This is a genomic window from Mesorhizobium sp. M1D.F.Ca.ET.043.01.1.1, assembly GCF_003952385.1.
Lineage (GTDB): Bacteria > Pseudomonadota > Alphaproteobacteria > Rhizobiales > Rhizobiaceae > Mesorhizobium.
The window spans coordinates 6,234,043-6,250,311 of the sequence record NZ_CP034444.1; the positions used below are offsets into that span (position 1 = coordinate 6,234,043).

The 16,269-nt window shown below is 64.6% G+C and carries 16 protein-coding genes and 2 tRNA genes; 7 read left to right on the top strand and 11 right to left on the bottom strand.

Features of this window, described 5'->3' with window-relative positions:
• Positions 1–58 precede the first annotated feature (58 nt).
• Together EJ067_RS29830 and EJ067_RS29835 are read left to right on the top strand one after the other, a co-directional pair.
• Entirely contained in the window at positions 59–490 is a 432-nt protein-coding gene (locus tag EJ067_RS29830; protein WP_126088715.1) for a L,D-transpeptidase, read from the top strand.
• Between the two features lie 183 nt (positions 491–673).
• Entirely contained in the window at positions 674–1,519 is an 846-nt protein-coding gene (locus EJ067_RS29835) for a hypothetical protein (protein WP_189510170.1), read from the top strand.
• Positions 1,520–1,665: 146 nt separating this feature from the next.
• Here the strand turns inward: EJ067_RS29835 and EJ067_RS29840 are convergent, their stop codons facing one another.
• The 9 genes from EJ067_RS29840 to EJ067_RS29880 form a co-directional block, all read right to left on the bottom strand.
• Positions 1,666–2,655: a lipid A biosynthesis lauroyl acyltransferase gene (locus EJ067_RS29840; RefSeq protein ID WP_126088717.1), complete on the bottom strand. Its 990-nt coding sequence runs from the start codon at positions 2,653–2,655 to the stop codon at positions 1,666–1,668.
• A gap of 5 nt (positions 2,656–2,660) precedes the next feature.
• Positions 2,661–3,689: a zinc-binding dehydrogenase gene (locus tag EJ067_RS29845; RefSeq protein WP_126088718.1), complete on the bottom strand. Its 1,029-nt coding sequence runs from the start codon at positions 3,687–3,689 to the stop codon at positions 2,661–2,663.
• A gap of 38 nt (positions 3,690–3,727) precedes the next feature.
• Positions 3,728–4,999, bottom strand: a complete 1,272-nt coding sequence (locus EJ067_RS29850) for a beta-ketoacyl-ACP synthase (protein WP_126088719.1) — start codon at positions 4,997–4,999, stop codon at positions 3,728–3,730.
• A gap of 20 nt (positions 5,000–5,019) precedes the next feature.
• On the bottom strand, positions 5,020–6,210 hold the full coding sequence (locus EJ067_RS29855; RefSeq protein WP_126088720.1) for a beta-ketoacyl-ACP synthase: 1,191 nt from the start codon (positions 6,208–6,210) through the stop codon (positions 5,020–5,022).
• Between the two features lie 46 nt (positions 6,211–6,256).
• Positions 6,257–6,538, bottom strand: coding sequence for an acyl carrier protein (locus EJ067_RS29860; protein ID WP_027167184.1), 282 nt, complete (start codon positions 6,536–6,538; stop codon positions 6,257–6,259).
• Positions 6,539–6,716: 178 nt separating this feature from the next.
• Positions 6,717–7,862: a slipin family protein gene (locus EJ067_RS29865; protein ID WP_126088721.1), complete on the bottom strand. Its 1,146-nt coding sequence runs from the start codon at positions 7,860–7,862 to the stop codon at positions 6,717–6,719.
• 361 nt (positions 7,863–8,223) lie between these two features.
• Positions 8,224–8,300: transfer RNA gene (locus EJ067_RS29870), tRNA-Ile, on the bottom strand.
• A 1-nt stretch (position 8,301) separates the two neighbouring features.
• Positions 8,302–8,375: transfer RNA gene (locus EJ067_RS29875), tRNA-OTHER, on the bottom strand.
• A gap of 229 nt (positions 8,376–8,604) precedes the next feature.
• Positions 8,605–9,153, bottom strand: a complete 549-nt coding sequence (locus EJ067_RS29880; protein WP_126088722.1) for a histidine phosphatase family protein — start codon at positions 9,151–9,153, stop codon at positions 8,605–8,607.
• Positions 9,154–9,307: 154 nt separating this feature from the next.
• Between EJ067_RS29880 and EJ067_RS29885 the strand changes: the two genes are divergently transcribed.
• The 3 genes from EJ067_RS29885 (at position 9,308) to EJ067_RS29895 (ending at position 13,051) form a co-directional block, all read left to right on the top strand.
• Complete coding sequence (locus EJ067_RS29885) at positions 9,308–10,258, top strand: AEC family transporter (RefSeq protein WP_126088723.1); 951 nt, start codon at positions 9,308–9,310, stop codon at positions 10,256–10,258.
• Between the two features lie 216 nt (positions 10,259–10,474).
• Entirely contained in the window at positions 10,475–11,932 is a 1,458-nt protein-coding gene (locus EJ067_RS29890; protein ID WP_126088724.1) for an NAD-dependent succinate-semialdehyde dehydrogenase, read from the top strand.
• A 99-nt stretch (positions 11,933–12,031) separates the two neighbouring features.
• Positions 12,032–13,051 carry an aldose epimerase family protein gene (locus tag EJ067_RS29895; RefSeq protein ID WP_126088725.1) on the top strand — a complete coding sequence of 340 codons (1,020 nt, stop codon included), beginning with the start codon at positions 12,032–12,034 and terminating at the stop codon, positions 13,049–13,051.
• A 1-nt stretch (position 13,052) separates the two neighbouring features.
• Here EJ067_RS29895 and EJ067_RS29900 read toward each other — a convergent pair whose 3' ends face one another.
• On the bottom strand, positions 13,053–13,973 hold the full coding sequence (locus tag EJ067_RS29900; RefSeq protein WP_126088726.1) for a sugar kinase: 921 nt from the start codon (positions 13,971–13,973) through the stop codon (positions 13,053–13,055).
• A 156-nt stretch (positions 13,974–14,129) separates the two neighbouring features.
• Between EJ067_RS29900 and EJ067_RS29905 the strand changes: the two genes are divergently transcribed.
• Together EJ067_RS29905 and EJ067_RS29910 are read left to right on the top strand one after the other, a co-directional pair.
• Complete coding sequence (locus EJ067_RS29905) at positions 14,130–14,573, top strand: FixH family protein (RefSeq protein WP_126088727.1); 444 nt, start codon at positions 14,130–14,132, stop codon at positions 14,571–14,573.
• Positions 14,574–14,580: 7 nt separating this feature from the next.
• Entirely contained in the window at positions 14,581–15,789 is a 1,209-nt protein-coding gene (locus EJ067_RS29910; RefSeq protein ID WP_126088728.1) for a cytochrome c peroxidase, read from the top strand.
• Here the strand turns inward: EJ067_RS29910 and EJ067_RS29915 are convergent, their stop codons facing one another.
• Positions 15,790–16,242: an Lrp/AsnC ligand binding domain-containing protein gene (locus EJ067_RS29915; protein ID WP_126088729.1), complete on the bottom strand. Its 453-nt coding sequence runs from the start codon at positions 16,240–16,242 to the stop codon at positions 15,790–15,792.
• Positions 16,243–16,269 lie beyond the last annotated feature (27 nt).

Sequence of the window (16,269 nt, forward strand, 5' to 3'; positions counted from 1 at the left end):
GCAAAATGATGGAAAAAAATCATGTGATGGCAGGGGGCAATCGAAGGGGTTTGATCGCATGAAAAAGTTCGTTCTCATGGCAGCCGTGCTGGCAACAGCGTTGCTCGGCACGTCGATCGCAAGTCGCGCGGCCGCGCTGGTCGCCAACATCGATGTGTCATCGCAGACGATGACCGTCAGCAAATACGGCCAGGTGCTTTACCGCTGGAACGTGTCGACGGCGCGCAGGGGCTACTTCACGCCGCGCGGCAGCTACCGGCCGCAATGGACCGCGCGGATGTGGTACTCGCGCAAGTACGACAATTCGCCGATGCCGTATTCGGTATTCTTCCGCGGCGGCTACGCCATCCATGGCACCGGCGCCGTGAAGTATCTTGGGCGTCCGGCCTCGCATGGCTGCGTGCGCCTGCATACGGCCAATGCCGCGACCTTCTATTCGATGGTGAGGGAAGCCGGCTACGGCAACACGCGAATCGTCGTCACTGACTGAAAACGGACCGGGGTGCCGGGGTCGCCGGGAGCAATTGCTGCCTGCCCCCTTTTTGGAGCGTTGCAGTAATGCCTCACATGTGTCGAAAAGCAACGGCTTACGATGCCCTCAATAGTTGCGAAAGCTGGTCCGTGTCATAGAGCGGTGGTAAATGCGAGGCGTTAATTCTCACGCTTGGGGACTATGATGTATCGATTTCTTTTGAGCGCTGCGATCGCGGCGACGGCAACTTCGGCTTTCGCCGCGGACGCGCCGGTTGTTCTGGACCAGGAACTGGCCCAGCCGCATATATCAGGTTATGGCGAAGTTTATCTCGGCGGTCTCTATTTCGCGACTCCCGGGGACGATGCAGACGGCACGACTGCCGGTGGCGCCGCTCGAATCAATTTCCCGATCGACGCCCGCTGGAACATCCAGACCGACGCGGTGATCGATTCGCTCTGGATCGAAGGCACGAACATCTACAGCTACGGCGGCGCGATTCATGGCTACTGGCGCGATCCGAGCTCGTATGCGCTCGGCGGCTTTGCCACGATCACCGGATATGGCGGCGACGAGTTTGTTAGCGATGCGGATCTGTACACTTTCACCGTTGGCCCAGAGGCGCAGGCCTATTTCGGCAATGTGACACTCTACGGCCAAGTCTACTACGGCCAGTTGCGGGCCAGCGGCGAGTCCGAACATCTCGACAATTGGGGCGGCCGTGGTGTCGTGCGGTATTTCGCGCAGGACGATCTGCGCTTCGACGGTGAACTCGGCTTCTCGAGGCTGTCCGGCTTTGGCGGGCATTTCGATACTGTCACGGCAGCGTTGCAGGCCACCTATCGGTTCTCGGGGACCCCTTGGTCAGCGTTTGGCCGCTATCAATTGGACCACCTGACCTTCTCGGAAGGTTCGGGCAGCGTGAACGTCCACAAATATGTGATCGGGCTGCGGGCAAGCTTCGGTTCCGACACGCTGCTCTCGGAAGACCGCAATGGCGCCACCATGGATACGTATCGACCCAACTTCACGATACCGTTCCTCTAGGAACTACTCTGCCAGTTCAGGTCGCCTGAAATCAGAGCCGCGAAGAGCGATCTTCGCGGCTTTTCCTTGCGCAGGCACTGCGCTCGGGCTGAGTTGATCGAGCCGGAGAACCGCGCTGAGCGATTTCTGAGATACGGCCCGGAGGCTCAGCCGGCCTCTTTGGCCAGCCCACGCCGATTGCGCCGGCGACCGCTCATTTCCCAGCGCTTGTGGAACCACATCCACTGTCCGGGATCCTCGCGCACCCAGCGCTCGACGACGTCGGCCAGCAGCTGGGTGGTGGCGTGGACATCGACGCTGCCGCTTTCGGTGCGGGGCAGGCTCAGCTTGTCTTCGATCTCGAGGCGGAACCGGTTTCCCGGCAGCCTGACGCAGCGCGCCGGATAGACATCGCAGTCATAGTGGCGGGCGAGCATGCCCAGCACCGGATTGCTCTGGCAGGGCCGGCCGAAGAAGGTCGTCTCGACGCCGTTGGTGAATTTCTGGTCGACAAGAACGCCGATATTGCCGCCGTTTTCCAGGATGGCGGCGAGCGCGAATGACGCGCCGGTGGAAGACGGCAGCAAGCCTCCCATCGTCGAGCGGCGCGTCGAGTGGATATAGTCGGCGAGGTAGGGGTTGTTGGGCGGGCGGAACAGCGCCGTGATGTTCATGCCGAAGGTGGCGGCGGCGACCGGCAAAAGTTCGAAATTGCCGAGGTGGCCAGTGAACAGGATATGCGGCCTCTTCTCGCCGGCGATCTCGACAAAATGGTCGACGCCGCGGACCTCGACCCGGCCCGGCTCGGCGGCATTCGGGTCGAAGTCGAAGAGGGCATCAAGGAAAATGTATTCGGCGGCAAGCCGGGCCATGTTGCCCCACATGTCGGACGCGATGGCCTCGATCTCGGCATCGCTCTTTTCCGGATAGGCGAGGCGCAGATTGTTGACGGCCACCCTATGCCGCCCGACCATCGGCCCGATGCGGCGGGCGACGCGGTCGGCGAAGTTGAGCGCGCTGTCCGGCGGCAAAAGGCGCAGCAGCCCGATCATCGCCATGGCAAGCCGCGCGACCAGCCAATGCTCCATCTGGCGCAGCCGCCGGCCATAGCGGAACATGAAGTCCCGGCGGGCTTTCTTGAGCACCTTGCCGACCATATGCCTCAGGAAACGCGCAGGATGATCTTGCCGAAGACGTCGCGGCCTTCCATGCGCTTCAGCGCCGCGTCGATGTCGTCGAAGCCGACCTCGGTATCGACGACCGGGGCGACAAGGCCGGCCGCCATCTTCTGCATGGCGTTGGCCATGTTTTCCATGCGGCAACCGAAGGAACCGAGCAGCTTCAACTGCTGCTGGAAAAGCTGCATCAGGTTGACCTGCGTCGACACGCCGGAGGTCGAGCCGCAGGTGACAAGACGGCCGCCGCGCTTCAAGGAGAGCATCGAGCCGGCAAAGGTGTCAGCGCCGACATGCTCGAAGACGACGTCGACGCCCTTCTTCTTGGTCAGCTTGCGCACGACGCCTTCGAAACGGTCCTCGCGGTAGTTGATGACATGGTCGGCGCCAAGCGCCTTCGCCTTGTCGATCTTGTCGTTCGAGCCGACCGTGGTGATGACGGTGCAACCCATCTTCTTGGCCAGCTGGATCGCGGCAGTGCCGATGCCGGAGCCGCCGGCATGGACGAGGATGGTCTCGCCGGGTTCCAGCTTCGCGTTGTCGAACAGCATATGCTCGACCGTGCCGAAGGTGACGGGCGCGACGGCGGCGCCGATTTCCGTGACGCCGGGTGGCGCGGGCACCAGCAGGCGGGCCGGCAGGTTGATCTTCTCCTGCGCGAAGCCGTCGAGATGAAAACCGTGGACGCCGGAGACATGCTCGCAGAGATTGTCGCGGCCTTGGCAGCAGGCGCGGCAAAGCCCGCAGGTGCGCGCGCCGTAGATCGACACCAGCTGGCTCGGCAGGAGGTTGGAGACGCCAGGCCCGACCGCCTCGACCTCGCCGGAGGCTTCGGCGCCGACGACCAGCGGCAGCTTGCGCTTGGCGAAGGCCATGCCGCGCCAGCCCCAGACGTCGATATGGTTCAGCGCCACCGCCTTGATGCGGAGCGTCACTTCGCCGAGCGAAGGCGGCGGGGGAGGCGGCAGATCCACCGTTTCAAGGCGGCGGTCCTCTATAAGTTGCAATGTGCGCATTTGGCCTGTCGGTGCTGTGGAAGCGGAAAAACGTCCGCTTAGACCGGTTCCCGCGCCATGACAAGGCAGGTGTTCTGGCCGCCGAAGCCGAAGGAATTCGACAGAACCGTGCCGACCTCGGCATTGCGCTTCTTGTTGGGCACCACGTCGAGCACGATCGCAGGATCGGGATTGTCATAGTTGATGGTCGGCGGAATGACGCTTTCGCGCATCGTCATCAGCGAGAATGCGGCCTCGACGGCGCCCGCGGCCGACAGCGTATGGCCGATCATCGACTTGTTCGACGAGATCGGCATCGAGCCGGTCCGCTCGCCGAAGACGGTCGACAGCGAGAGATGCTCCATCTTGTCGTTTTCCGGCGTCGAGGTGCCGTGCGCGTTGACGTAGTCGATCTCGTCTTCGCCGAGGCCCGCATCGGCAAGCGCGGCACGGACCGCGGCAATCGCCGGCGAACCGTCCGGCTTGGAGCGGGTGCGGTGGAAGTCGTCGGCCTTTTCGCCGCAGCCGCGCATGATGCCGAGGATGGTCGCGCCGCGGGCAAGGGCCGCCTCCAGCGATTCCAGCACCAGCGCGCCGGAGCCTTCGGCAAGGACAAAACCGTCGCGGTCCTTGGAAAAGGGTTTCGAGGCCTTTTCCGGGATATCGTTGTGGGTAGAGAGCGCCGAAAGCAGCGAGAAGCGGATGAGCGCCTCGGCCGTCGCGGAGCCATCGGCACCGATCGACAACGCCTTGTCGCATTCGCCGCGGCGGATCGCCTCGACACCGAGCTGGATCGCGGTGGCGCCGGAAGCGCAGGCAGTCGACAGCGTGATCGGCAGACCGCGCGTGCCGAAACGGTCGGCGAGGCGATCGGCGATCGAGCCGAACTGGGTGGTCTCGAAAATTTCCAGCTCCTTCAGCCCGCGCGCGACCCTGAGCAGCCTTTCGGAACCGCTTTCCTTCTTGTCGGAATTGTAGAGCGAGAAGCGGTCGGCCCAGTCGAGCTCGACCGGCGGCGAAGCGAGGAATAGCGGTCCGCTGAAATCGCCGCTGTCGAGGCCGGCTTCCGCCACCGCTTCCTGCGCGGCGGTCTCAGCCAGCTCGTAGGTGAGGGGGCTGGCACCCTTGGAGCTCGACGGCAGGAAGTCGACCATACCGGAGATGCGGGTGTTCAGATGATCGACCGGAAAGCGGGTGATCGGGTGGATACCGGATTTGCCGGAGGTCAGCGCCGCCCAGTTGTCGGCCTTGCCAACGCCGAGCGACGTCACAACGCCGATGCCGGTGACGGCGACGATCGGCCTGCCCATGTGATCGCGGAGATTGGCCATGCTTTTCATTTGCCTTCGCTTCAAGCGGCTTTGACCAGCCCAAGGCCTTCGAATTGGTGATAGCCGATGGCCGTTGCAAGGACTGCTGCGGGAGCGCCATCGAATGGCCGCTCCACTGTTGCATCGAAGACAGGGTAGGGAGCCTTGCGATCGACGGCGAGCGCGGCGAGCGCCACGGCGAAGGGAAACTGCGCTTCCTTCATGTGCCCGGTCAGCGTCGAGAGAGCGCGCACGGCGAGTGCCGGGCGGGCGTCGAGCGCCGCCTTTTCGGCCGCCGTGGCGGCATGGGCGCCTGACGCCCCGGAAATCGTCAGCAGCTCACCGGCAGGCAGAGCCGTCTGCTCGATCAGCGCGGCGATTTCCGAATTCAACTCGCCGCGCCGACGCCTGGCCCGGCCGGAAACCACGGGACCGAGCTCCGCATAGATCTTGCGGCCGCGGCTAACCGCGTGCTCGCGGTGCTCCAGCACCAGGAAGGCGCCGCCAGAGCCCGTCACCACGCCGCCGCCCTCGGCGCCCTGCCGCTGCCAGACCGGCCGCCAGGGGCCGCGATGCAGATAACCGGCGAGCTCATAGCCCAGCAGCATGTCGGAATGTTCGGTCTGGAACGCGCCGCCGACCAGCACATGGGTCGACTGGCCGGAGCGAATGCGCGCGGCGGCCGTCTCGACGGCGGAGACGCCGGCGCCTTCCTCGCCCATGAAGGTGCGGGAGGACCCGGTGACCTTGTGGACGATCGAAATATTGCCCGCGAGCAGGTTGGAAAGCTGGGCGAGGAACAGCGTCGGCCGCAGTTCCGTGGTCAGCTTCTCGTTGAGCAGCACGTCGCGGTCGTTGCGGCTCTCGGAGGCGGCAAGGATCGCGCTGTCGACAGCCTCGTCGCGCTCGCCGCCGCCGGCCGCCACCACCATGTCCATGGTGGCGCAGAGCTCGTCATTGCCCTTGATGCCGGCGTCGTCCAGCGCCAGGCCGGCTACATAGGTGCCGAGCCGCTGCCAGGTTTCCATCTGGCGCTGGTCGCCGCGCTTGGCGATCTGCAGGTTCCAGTCGATCTCGGGCAGCGGATGGATGGTATAAGGCGCAAAGCGCGTCGCATCGAGCACCGGCTCAACACCCGGGCGGGTCAGCTTCTGCCAATGTGCGTCCGGTCCTTCTCCCAGCGAGGAGACAAGGCCGATGCCGGTGATGACGACGTCGCGCGGGCTGCTCATGAGCGGCTTTGTGGGTCGAGCTGGAGGCTGGTCAAGATCGCGCTCGTCAGGCGGCCTTGGCCGCGACCAGCGCGTCGATCTTGGCGCACAGGTTCTTCATGACGAAGTAGTCGTCGGTCGAGGCCTTGCCGTCATTGACCTCCTGCGTCCACTTCTCCAGCGGCACCTTGATGCCGAATTCCTTGTCGATGGCAAAGACGATATCGAGGAAATCGAGGCTGTCGATGCCGAGATCGTCGATGGTGTGGCTTTCGGGCGTGATGGTGTCGATATCGATCTCGCTGGTGTCGGCAATGATCTTGGCGACTTTCTCGAACGTGGTGGACAAGGGCTCTTCCTTCGGGTTGCGGGCGGAATCTGTCCGCATCTTGTTTGGGCGCTGTCTAATCGGTTTTTCCCGGCAGGAAAAGGCCTGTTGCGCCGGGCGCAAATGGGTAGAGGCCGCGTGAAACGCAAGAAGGGCCGCCGGTCGGCCCGGCGGCCCTTCCCGTTAACCTTAAGTCAGCTCAGCTCTCGCGGAGCTTGACCAGGTCGTTCAGCAGCCCGCCCGTACCGTTATGGACAGTGAGCCGCTCGACCTTGCCGGCGATGGCTTCGAGAGCCTCGAGCTCCTTCAGCCGCAGCATCACCGGGTTCTCGGCCATCACCTTGGCCGTGTTGAGCAGCGAACGCGTGGCGTTCGTCTCCTCGCGGCGGCGGATGACGTTGGCCTCGGCCTGCTTCTCGGCCGAAACCACCTGGTTGAGGATCTCGCGCATCTCGCCCGGCAGGATGACATCCTTGAGCGCGATATCGCTGACCTCGAGGCCGATCGCGGCCATGTCAGCACGCACCTTGGCGGCCGCCTCCTCGTCGACGGTGACCTTCTTGTCGAGGATCTGGTCGAGCGTGAGCGCGCCAAGCGTCTTGCGGAAGGCGTACTGCAGGGCGCGGTAAAGGGCTTCCGCGAAGTCCTTCACCGTGCTCACCGCCGTCACCGGATCGACGACCCGGTATTCGGCCGCGATGTTGACGCGGATGGTCACGCGATCCCTGGTCAACATTTCCTGCCCGGCGACATCAAGCGACTGGCGCTTGAGGTCGACGACCTTCACCTGGACCATACGTCCGACATTCCAGAAGGCATGCACGCCCGCGGCAAGGGTGCGGGCGTAGACGCCGTCCACGAAGAGCAGCCCGACCTGGCCGTCCACGACCGAATGCAGGAACATGTGTTCCGTCTTCCGGGCCTGGCCGATCCGGCGCATCAAGGCCGGATCGACGGCGAGATCGGCCGCCGTGTCGACAGACGTCACCTTCCAGGGGCCGGCATCCGTCCACAGCACGAGCTTGCGGTCCGGAATGAGAACGGCATGGAGGGCGCCATCGCGCTCGATGACGGCAATGTCGGTGCGCCCGGTGCGGACGACGGTGAAGTGACGCGCGGCTACATCCGGGAGCTTGTCGAACAATGCCTTCTCGTATGCCGAAACGAATTCCGGGTTCTTCAGGTCGTGCCTGGAGATTTCCAGGTTGCCGCGCCGGTTGGCGAGCCAATGCTCGCCCGGCATCAGGACAGCCTGGATCTCGCCCTTGTAGAGGGCGACGGCACGCTCATTTTCCTTCACGAGGACGCGCTGGCGTCCAAGAAGCTTTTCGAGAATCGTCTTCATTGTCTTTACTCCCGTCGGGCATGGCCCCATGCGAGGCGTCACGTCATGCGTCGATCGTCCTTTCGTTTCTCGTTTCACATCGTCTGTTCACAGTTCCGGGCACGAATGATCCGGAGACCGGTGGCATCAATCCGTAGCGGGCCTTCGGGAGCGGATCGCGGGGCGGCAAAGCGGGCGCTGGAGCCCGAAGGCTCCGTTGCCGGCACTGTCGCGCCTTGATCGTCACCGCGGGCCTGGCCGCGAGGCGATGGCGCAGGACATCGCGGGCCGGTGGGGCCGAAGCCGTGCCGTCCTTTGAAGCCTTCGCATTCCGGTCCCCGGACCGATTTTCCAGATAACACCGTGACAGGGTGGCTTGGCTTGGAAGGCCAATGGAGAAGGATTCGAACCTTCGACCGTCAGATTATGAGTCTGATGCTCTACCCAACTGAGCTATCCGTGGTGCAGACAGCAGGAGTCGAACCTGCGACCTCCGGATCCAAATCCGGCGCTCTTCCGCTGAGCTACATCCGCGATCCCAATCCCCGAAACGGCGCCGCACACAGCTCGGCAAAGCCGGCTGCGCGGGCGGAGACGAAAGCTCCAACCGTTGTGCTCGCTTCGGTTTTCGTGACCGGGAGCGCGCCTATAGACCCTGCGACGGGTTGTCGCAAGCGGCATTGTCGCGGCGGATTTGGGGCTTCTTTCGGCAGTGGCATTTCTGCAACAGTTGCAACCATCGCCTGTATCAGGCTCGCGGCTGTCAGAAAGTGACGCGGCCAAGCACCCTTAGGCCGTCGCCCTGCGGCTCGACCACCACCGCTTCGCCTTCGCGCGGCGCGACGCCGGTCAGCGCCACGATGTTCTCCAGATGGGTGACCAGCACCAGATTGTCGGAACCGGAATAGCCGCGGATTTCCTTCAGCGTCGCCTCAAGCTGTGCGGCCTTCCCGGCGGGATCGGCCTTCAGGAGGTCGAGCGGCGCGAAGGGTTCCGGTTCCGCCTCGAAGGCGATGCGGGCGGTGTCGAGGCAGCGGCAGTAGCGGCTGGAGAGGACCCGCTCGATGGGCGCCGCGCGCGCCGCGAAGAGGGCGCCGATGCGACTTGACTGCTGCTTGCCGCGCTCCGACAGGTTGAGCTGAGTGGCACAATTGCCGATGTCGAAATTCGCCGGGTCGGTGGTTCCGGTGACGAAGGCGTGGCGAAGCAGCACGATATGGGCGCCGTCGCGCAACAGCGCCCAGCCCGCGTCGGTCGCGTGGGCGAGGGTCGGAACGGCAAGCAGGAAAAGCGCCAGGGCGAGTCGCAGCATGAGAAGTCCTTGTGGCGGCCGGGGAGGCCGGGGCCAAGAGGCATATAGGGACCGCAAAGCTGGGTGAAAAACAAGCGGAGGACCCGTCGGATGGTCGGTGAGCGGTTAGGCTGGTCGATTGCACCGCGGTCGGGGCTCGCCTATCACGGGAAAGATGTCCCCGCTTGTTGCAACCGTCCTCTTCGTCTTCAGTCTCGTCGCGCTCGGCTATCTCGCCGGGTTCACCGGCTATCTGAAGCCGGCAAGCGGAGAGGGCATATCCGAATTCGCCGTCAACGTGGCGATGCCGCTGCTGCTCTTCCAGACCATGGTGAAGTCCGATTTCCACGGCGTGGCGCCGTGGTCGCTGTGGGGCGCCTATTTCGCGGCGGTCGCCGTCACCTGGGCCGCCGGCCATCTGGTGACGACGCGCATCTTCGGCCGGGATGCCCGCGCCGGAATCGTCGGCGGCGTTTCCTCGGCCTATTCCAATGTCGTGCTGCTCGGGGCGCCTTTCATCCTCGGCGTTTTCGGCCCGAGCGGCTTCGAGGTCCTGTCGCTGCTCGTCTCCATCCACCTGCCGGTGATGATGATGGCCTCGATCGTGCTGTTCGAGATGTTCGGCCGTGGCGGCGGCGAACCGGTGCACCCGCTGCGCGTCATCCGGAATTTTCTGAGGCGGCTGTTCTTCAATCCGCTGATCGTCGGCATCCTGGCGGGGCTTGCCTGGCGCTTGACCGGCGCGCCGCTGCCGGCGCTGATCGGGCGACTGGTCGACGCCCTCGCCGCTACGGCGGGACCGGTGGCGCTGTTTGCGATGGGCCTCAGCCTGTGCCGCTTCGGCATTTCCGGCAACGTCCGGCCGGCTCTGGCGCTCTCGGTGCTCAAGCTCTTCCTGATGCCGGCGCTTGTCCTTCTTCTCGTCTGGTTGCTCGGCCTGCCGCCGCTGACGGCAAAGGTGGCCGTGGTGGCGGCGGCGCTGCCTTCCGGCATCAACTCCTATCTCATCGCCGTCCAGTTCAACACCGGCCAGGCGCTGGCGTCGAACCAGATGACGATCGCCACGGCAAGCGCGGTGCTGACCACGTCGTTCTGGCTGACGGTGGTCCTGCACGTATTTGGCTAGGTATGGCGGTGTTCAGGTAATGCGGGCCTGACCTGAACCTCGGCACACCCTTCCGGTGACTTGCTGCTCGCCTTTGCTGGCCTAACCCCTATATGCCATCTTGTGATTGCTTGCCGGGCTTTCCCTAGGTAAGAGCAATGCGCCAGCGTGCGGCCTTGCACGCCCATCGAATATCCAGAAAAACGGCCGATCAGCGCGCCGAACGGAGGCCAGACCATGCTTCAGAAAACCAGTCATTTCATGCGCCAGGCCAATCTCATCAACGGCGAGTGGGTGCAGGCCGACAGCGGCCAGACGGTCGACGTCAACAACCCCGCCACGGGCTTGAAGATCGGCACCGTGCCGAAGGCCGGCAAGGCCGAGACGCGCCGCGCCATCGAGGCCGCAGAGGAAGCATTCAAGAGCTGGCGCAAGACCACCGCGCTCGAGCGCTCGAAGCTCTTGCGCAAGCTGCACGACGCCATGATGGACAATCAGGACGTGCTCGCCGAGCTGTTGACCATCGAGCAGGGCAAGTCGCTGTTTGAATCGAAGGGCGAGATCGGCTCGGCCGCCGCCTACATCCTTTGGTTCGCCGAGGAGGGCCGCCGGACTTATGGCGACATCGTGCCGTCGCCCTGGGGCGACCGCCGCATCCTGGTGACCAAGGAGCCCGTCGGCGTCATCGCCGCCATCACGCCGTGGAATTTCCCGTCCTCGATGCTCGCCCGCAAGCTCGGGCCGGCGCTGGCCGCCGGCTGCACCGCCGTGGTCAAGCCAGCCTCGCAGACGCCTTATTCGGGCCTCGCCTGGGGCGCGCTTGCCGAGGAAGTCGGCTTCCCCAAGGGCGTCATCAACATCCTGACCGGTTCGGCCGCCGAGATCGGCGACGAGATCTGCGCCAACCCGCTAGTCAAGAAGATCACCTTCACCGGCTCGACCGAAATCGGCAAACTTCTCATCCAGAAGTCGTCGGTGACGGTCAAGAAAGTGTCGATGGAACTCGGCGGCAATGCGCCGTTCATCGTCTTCGACGACGCCGACATCGACCGCGCCGTGGCCGGCGCCATCACCGCCAAGTACCGAAATTCGGGCCAGACCTGCGTCTGCACCAACCGCTTCCTCGTGCAGGCCGGCGTCTATGACAAGTTCGTCGACAAGCTGGTCGTCGCCAGCAACAATCTGAAGGTCGGGTCCGGCCTCGAAGAGGGCGTGCAGCAGGGACCGCTGATCGACGACAAGGCGGTCGAGAAGGTTGAGGAGCTGATCGCCGACGCGACGTCGAAGGGCGGCAAGGTTGTGGCCGGCGGCAAGCGCCACGCGCTCGGCGGCTCGTTCTTCCAGCCGACGGTGATCGCCGATGCGACGCCGAAGATGCGCTTCATGAAGGAGGAGATCTTCGGCCCGGTCGCTCCGGTGTTCAAGTTCGACACCGAGGAAGAGGCGATCGCGCTCGCCAACGACACCGAATTCGGCCTTGCCTGCTATTTCTACACCGGCGATCTCGGCCGCGCCTTCCGCGTCATGGAAGGGCTGAAATACGGCATGGTCGGCGTCAATGAAGGCCTGATCACCACGCCCGAGGCGCCGTTCGGCGGCGTCAAGGAATCCGGCCTCGGCAAGGAAGGAGGACATCAGGGCATCGAGGACTATCTCGACACCAAATATGTCTGCATCGGCGGCCTCGGCCTCTGACCACCATCCATGGGAGCAGGGCAGGCGTTTAGCCTGCCCTTGCCGGAGTTGGGACAGCCGGCCGAAGTCCATTGATCAACTGACGTTTCGGGCACAACGATGAAGGACGGCGAGGTCTTCGGCACCACACAGGCGGGCGAGCCGGTTCGCCGTTTCACCATCCGCGGCGGTGGGCTGACCGCCAACATCATCGGGCTCGGCGCGATCGTCCAGGATCTCAGGCTCACCGGCCACGACGCGCCGCTGGTGCTGGGCTACGACCGGTTCGAGCCCTATGAGACCGATCGCGCCTATTTCGGCACCGTCGTCGGCCGCTTCGCCAACCGCATTCGCGACGGCCGTTTCACCATCGCCGGCAAGCGCTACCAGACGGAGCGCAACTTCCTCGACAAGCACACGCTGCACGGCGGCTCGGAAGGCTATTTCCACCGGCCATGGACCGTTTCGCTGCACGGACGCGATTTCGTGACGCTGACGCTGCACGATCCGGACGGCACGATGGGCTTTCCAGGGGCGCTGGACGTCACCTGCACCTACCGGCTGAAGATCCCCGGCACGCTCAGCATGGAATTGACCGCGACCTGCGAGGAGCCGACACTCTGCAACCTGGCGCAGCACTCCTACTTCAACCTTGAGGACGGCGGCGCGGGCGACATCCTCGACCACCGGCTTATGCTCAACGCAGGCGCCTACACACCGGTCGATGGCGAGATGATCCCGACCGGGGCGGTGAAGCCGGTCGACGGCACGCCCTATGATTTCCGTCAGGCGCGGCCGCTGCGCATGGAGACGGAAGGCGAGCAACTCCCCTACGACGTGAATTTCTGCCTCGCCTCCAGCCGCGGACCGCTTCACCAGGCCGCCTGGGTGCAAGGGGCCAATTCGGGCGTCGAGATGGAAATCTGGACCACCGAACCCGGCCTGCAGCTCTATATCGGCCAGTATGTCGCGCCGTCTTCGCCCGGGCTGGATGGCCGGCATTACAAGCCGTTCTCCGGCTTTTGCCTCGAAGCGCAGGCCTGGCCGGACGCGCCGAACCGGCCTTATTTCCCGCAAGCCACGCTGTGGCCTGGGCAAATCTATCATCAGGTTACGGAATACCGGTTCCGGCTCCCCTGACTTAGCCGTCGAAAGCAGCTCTAAGCGTCTCGAACGGAGCCAAGGCGCCGCGCACCTGCACGACGGCGGCGGCCACGCGATGCGCGCGCCGAGCGGCATCGGCAGGCGCATGGCCGGCGAGCCGGGCGGCGAGATAGCCGCCGTTGAAGGAATCACCGGCGCCGGTGGTATCGACGGGCGCGGCGACATGCACGGCGTCGACTGTTTCCGAGGCGCCGTTCGCAACAATCAATGCCGGCTGCTCGCCGTTCTTGACGACGACCTCACCGACCAGCTGGCCGAGCCGCGTTGCGGTCGCCTGCGGCGCCTCGTCGCCGAACAGCATCTGCTCGTCGGGAAACGTTGGCAGCGCGATGTCGGCGACCGCGAGCGCTTCCAGGATCGCTGCCTGCGCGGCCTCGCGGCTCCGCCAAAGCCTGGGGCGGTAGTTTGGATCGAAAGCGACAAGCGAGCCGGCCGAGCGGGCCGCCGCAACGGTCGCAAGCAGGGTCTTGCGCGCGGCCTCATCCAGAATTGCCAGGGTGATACCGGAAAAGTACACAAGCGCCTGGTTTTCAAGGCTTTTCGCCAGCGCGGCCGGATCGGAGGCGAGCTGGCGGGCCGCCGCGTCGCTTCGCCAGTAGGTGAAGGCGCGCTCGGCTCCGGTGAGCGTGATGGCGTAAAGCCCGGGCCTGGCGCCGGCAATGACCGGGCTGTTGCCGATGCCGACGCCGTTCTGGGCGAAGAAGTCGATCTGATCGCGCGAGAACGGATCGTCGCCGAAGGCCGAGACATAGGTCGCCGGCCGGTTCGGGCTCAGCGCATGCAATGCCCACAGCGTGTTGAAGGTGTCGCCGGCAAAGCCCATGCGCCAGTTCGGCCCTGTCTGGCTCGACAGTTCGAGCATGCATTCGCCGATCGAGGCGATACCGTTGGCAGCCATGCGGTGATTTCCTCCTAAGAGTTTGTTGCTGTAGCTTTTTGCGGCCGGCAGCGCCATGCTTGGCTAGGGCCGAATTTTGCGCCAGAAGCGATTTCCCACAGGCGGGGCGGGATGCGGCAAGCCGCCCGTGACGTTATCAGCCGAAGAGGAACCGGTTTGGCATCGATATGGCGTTACATTCTTACGGGCCTCGGTCTGACCGCCCTTTTGGTCGGCATCCTGGCGGTCGTCTATCTGACGGCGCCGCAGTCGGCGCCGGGACCCGACACGTCGCGTTCCAAGAAGACGGCGAGCGGCCTGTTTGTGGCGAGCTTCGAGCCGGAGCGCGGCGTCGTCCGGCACGGCGAGCTGCAGTCCTGGCTGCTGACGCTGAAAACCGCCGCGGGCGCGCCGGTGGAGGGTGCCGCGATCACAGTTTCCGGCGGCATGCCGCAGCACAATCACGGCCTGCCGACCAGCCCGCAGGCGACCGACTATCTGGGCGAGGGGCGCTACAGGATAGACGGCGTGAAATTCACCATGAGCGGCTGGTGGCAGCTGCGCTTCGCCATCTCGGCGGCGGCGGGTTCCGATTCCGTCGTCTTCAACATCGTGTTGTGAGCGGGCGATGAGGCGTCTCGCCCGTGTCGCAAGCATCGCGGTTCTGGTCGCGCTCAGCTTGCTTAGCGGCTGCGGCAAGCCCGAGTTCAGCGACGCCGAGAAGAAGACAATCGCCTCGCTGGCGCTGAACACGCTGCCGGCGCTCAAAGCCGACACCACGAACCGGTATGCCGACTTGCCGGCCGCGGCGGCGCTCGGATCGACGCTGTTCTTCGATGTCGGCATGAGCCGCGATGGCACGGTTTCCTGCTCGACCTGCCACAAGATCGACCGTCAGTTCCAGGACGACCTGCCGCAGGCCGTCGGCGTCGGCCGCACCAACCGGCGCACCATGCCGCTGGCCGGCGTGGCGCGCGATCCGTGGTTCTTCTGGGACGGTCGCCGCGACAGCCTTTGGGCGCAGGCGCTGACGCCGCTCGAAAATCCGCTGGAGCAGGCCGGCAATCGCGCCGCCTTCGCGCACTACATCAAGAACCGGTTCGGCGAGCGCTACGAGCGCATCTTCGGACCACTGCCCGATCTCTCCGCCGTTCCAGCCGATGCCAGCCCGCTCGGCACAGAGGCCGAGAAGGCGGCGTGGAACGCCATGCCGGCCAGCGAGCAAGAGGACGTCAACCGAGTCTTCGCCAATATCGGCAAGGCGATCGCCGCCTTCGAGCAGTCGATCGATCCGCCGCAGACGCGCTTCGACCGCTTCGCCATCGATCTTGCGACCGGCGCCAAGCCTGAGAGTGACGCGGCGTTCTCGCCGGAAGAGATCCTTGGGCTGAAGCTGTTCATCGGTAAAGCCAATTGCGTGACCTGCCACAACGGGCCACGCTTTACCGACAATTCTTTCCACAACACCGGCGTGCCGCCAGTGAAGGACCTGCCGCCGGACCGTGGCCGGGTCGATGCGGTGGCTCAAGTCGAGGCCGATCCGTTCAACTGCTTCGGCAAGTTCCGCGACGGCGACGCCGGCGCCTGCCGTGAGTTGCGCTTCATGGTGAAGGATGGCGAGCAGCTTGTGCGCGCCTACAAGACGCCCTCGCTGCGCGGAGCTGCCTCGCGTGCACCCTACATGCATGCGGGGCAGTTTTCCTCTCTCGATGAAGTGGTGGCGCATTATTCGAAGGCAGCGCCCAGCGACGAAGGCGTTTCGGAAGTCCACCCGCTCAATCTGTCGGACCGCGAGCGGTCGGCGCTGGTGGCGTTTCTCAAGACACTGGCCGAGTAACTAGCGATCCTTGACCGTTTCCATCGCCACGAAGGTAGACGTCTGCGCCACGTGGGGGAGGGCGGAGATGCGCTCGCCGAGCACGCGGCGATAGGCGGCAATGTCGGTGGTGCGGACTTTCAGGAGATAGTCGAAGCTCGACGCCATCATGTGGCATTGCTCGATCTCCGGCACGCCTTGCACAGCGCGGTTGAAGGCGTCGAGCGCGGCAGAGCGCGTGTCGGAAAGCTTCACCTGCACGAAGGCGACATGGCCTTCGCCCATGCGTTCGCGGTCGATGATGGCGCGATAGCCCCTTATATAGCCGTCCTTCTCCAGCCGCTTCACGCGCGCCTGCACCGGCGTCTTCGACAGGCCGACCTTCAAAGCCAGCTCGGACATGGAAAGCCTGCCGTCACGCCCGAGCGCGGACAGGATGTTGCGGTCGATGCGGTCCAATTGGTCTTCAGTCATCGAAATGGCGGTCGAAATGACGAGGGT

Excerpts from the sequence above, each read along its gene's own strand:
- EJ067_RS29830 (WP_126088715.1), top strand. The coding sequence starts at position 59 with ATGAAAAAGTTCGTTCTCATGGCAGCCGTGCTGGCAACAGCGTTGCTC.
- EJ067_RS29835 (WP_189510170.1), top strand. The coding sequence starts at position 674 with ATGATGTATCGATTTCTTTTGAGCGCTGCGATCGCGGCGACGGCAACT.
- EJ067_RS29840 (WP_126088717.1), bottom strand. The coding sequence starts at position 2,655 with ATGGTCGGCAAGGTGCTCAAGAAAGCCCGCCGGGACTTCATGTTCCGC.
- EJ067_RS29845 (WP_126088718.1), bottom strand. The coding sequence starts at position 3,689 with ATGCGCACATTGCAACTTATAGAGGACCGCCGCCTTGAAACGGTGGAT.
- EJ067_RS29850 (WP_126088719.1), bottom strand. The coding sequence starts at position 4,999 with ATGGCCAATCTCCGCGATCACATGGGCAGGCCGATCGTCGCCGTCACC.
- EJ067_RS29855 (WP_126088720.1), bottom strand. The coding sequence starts at position 6,210 with ATGAGCAGCCCGCGCGACGTCGTCATCACCGGCATCGGCCTTGTCTCC.
- EJ067_RS29865 (WP_126088721.1), bottom strand. The coding sequence starts at position 7,862 with ATGAAGACGATTCTCGAAAAGCTTCTTGGACGCCAGCGCGTCCTCGTG.
- EJ067_RS29880 (WP_126088722.1), bottom strand. The coding sequence starts at position 9,153 with ATGCTGCGACTCGCCCTGGCGCTTTTCCTGCTTGCCGTTCCGACCCTC.
- EJ067_RS29885 (WP_126088723.1), top strand. The coding sequence starts at position 9,308 with ATGTCCCCGCTTGTTGCAACCGTCCTCTTCGTCTTCAGTCTCGTCGCG.
- EJ067_RS29890 (WP_126088724.1), top strand. The coding sequence starts at position 10,475 with ATGCTTCAGAAAACCAGTCATTTCATGCGCCAGGCCAATCTCATCAAC.
- EJ067_RS29895 (WP_126088725.1), top strand. The coding sequence starts at position 12,032 with ATGAAGGACGGCGAGGTCTTCGGCACCACACAGGCGGGCGAGCCGGTT.
- EJ067_RS29900 (WP_126088726.1), bottom strand. The coding sequence starts at position 13,973 with ATGGCTGCCAACGGTATCGCCTCGATCGGCGAATGCATGCTCGAACTG.
- EJ067_RS29910 (WP_126088728.1), top strand. The coding sequence starts at position 14,581 with ATGAGGCGTCTCGCCCGTGTCGCAAGCATCGCGGTTCTGGTCGCGCTC.
- EJ067_RS29915 (WP_126088729.1), bottom strand. The coding sequence starts at position 16,242 with ATGACTGAAGACCAATTGGACCGCATCGACCGCAACATCCTGTCCGCG.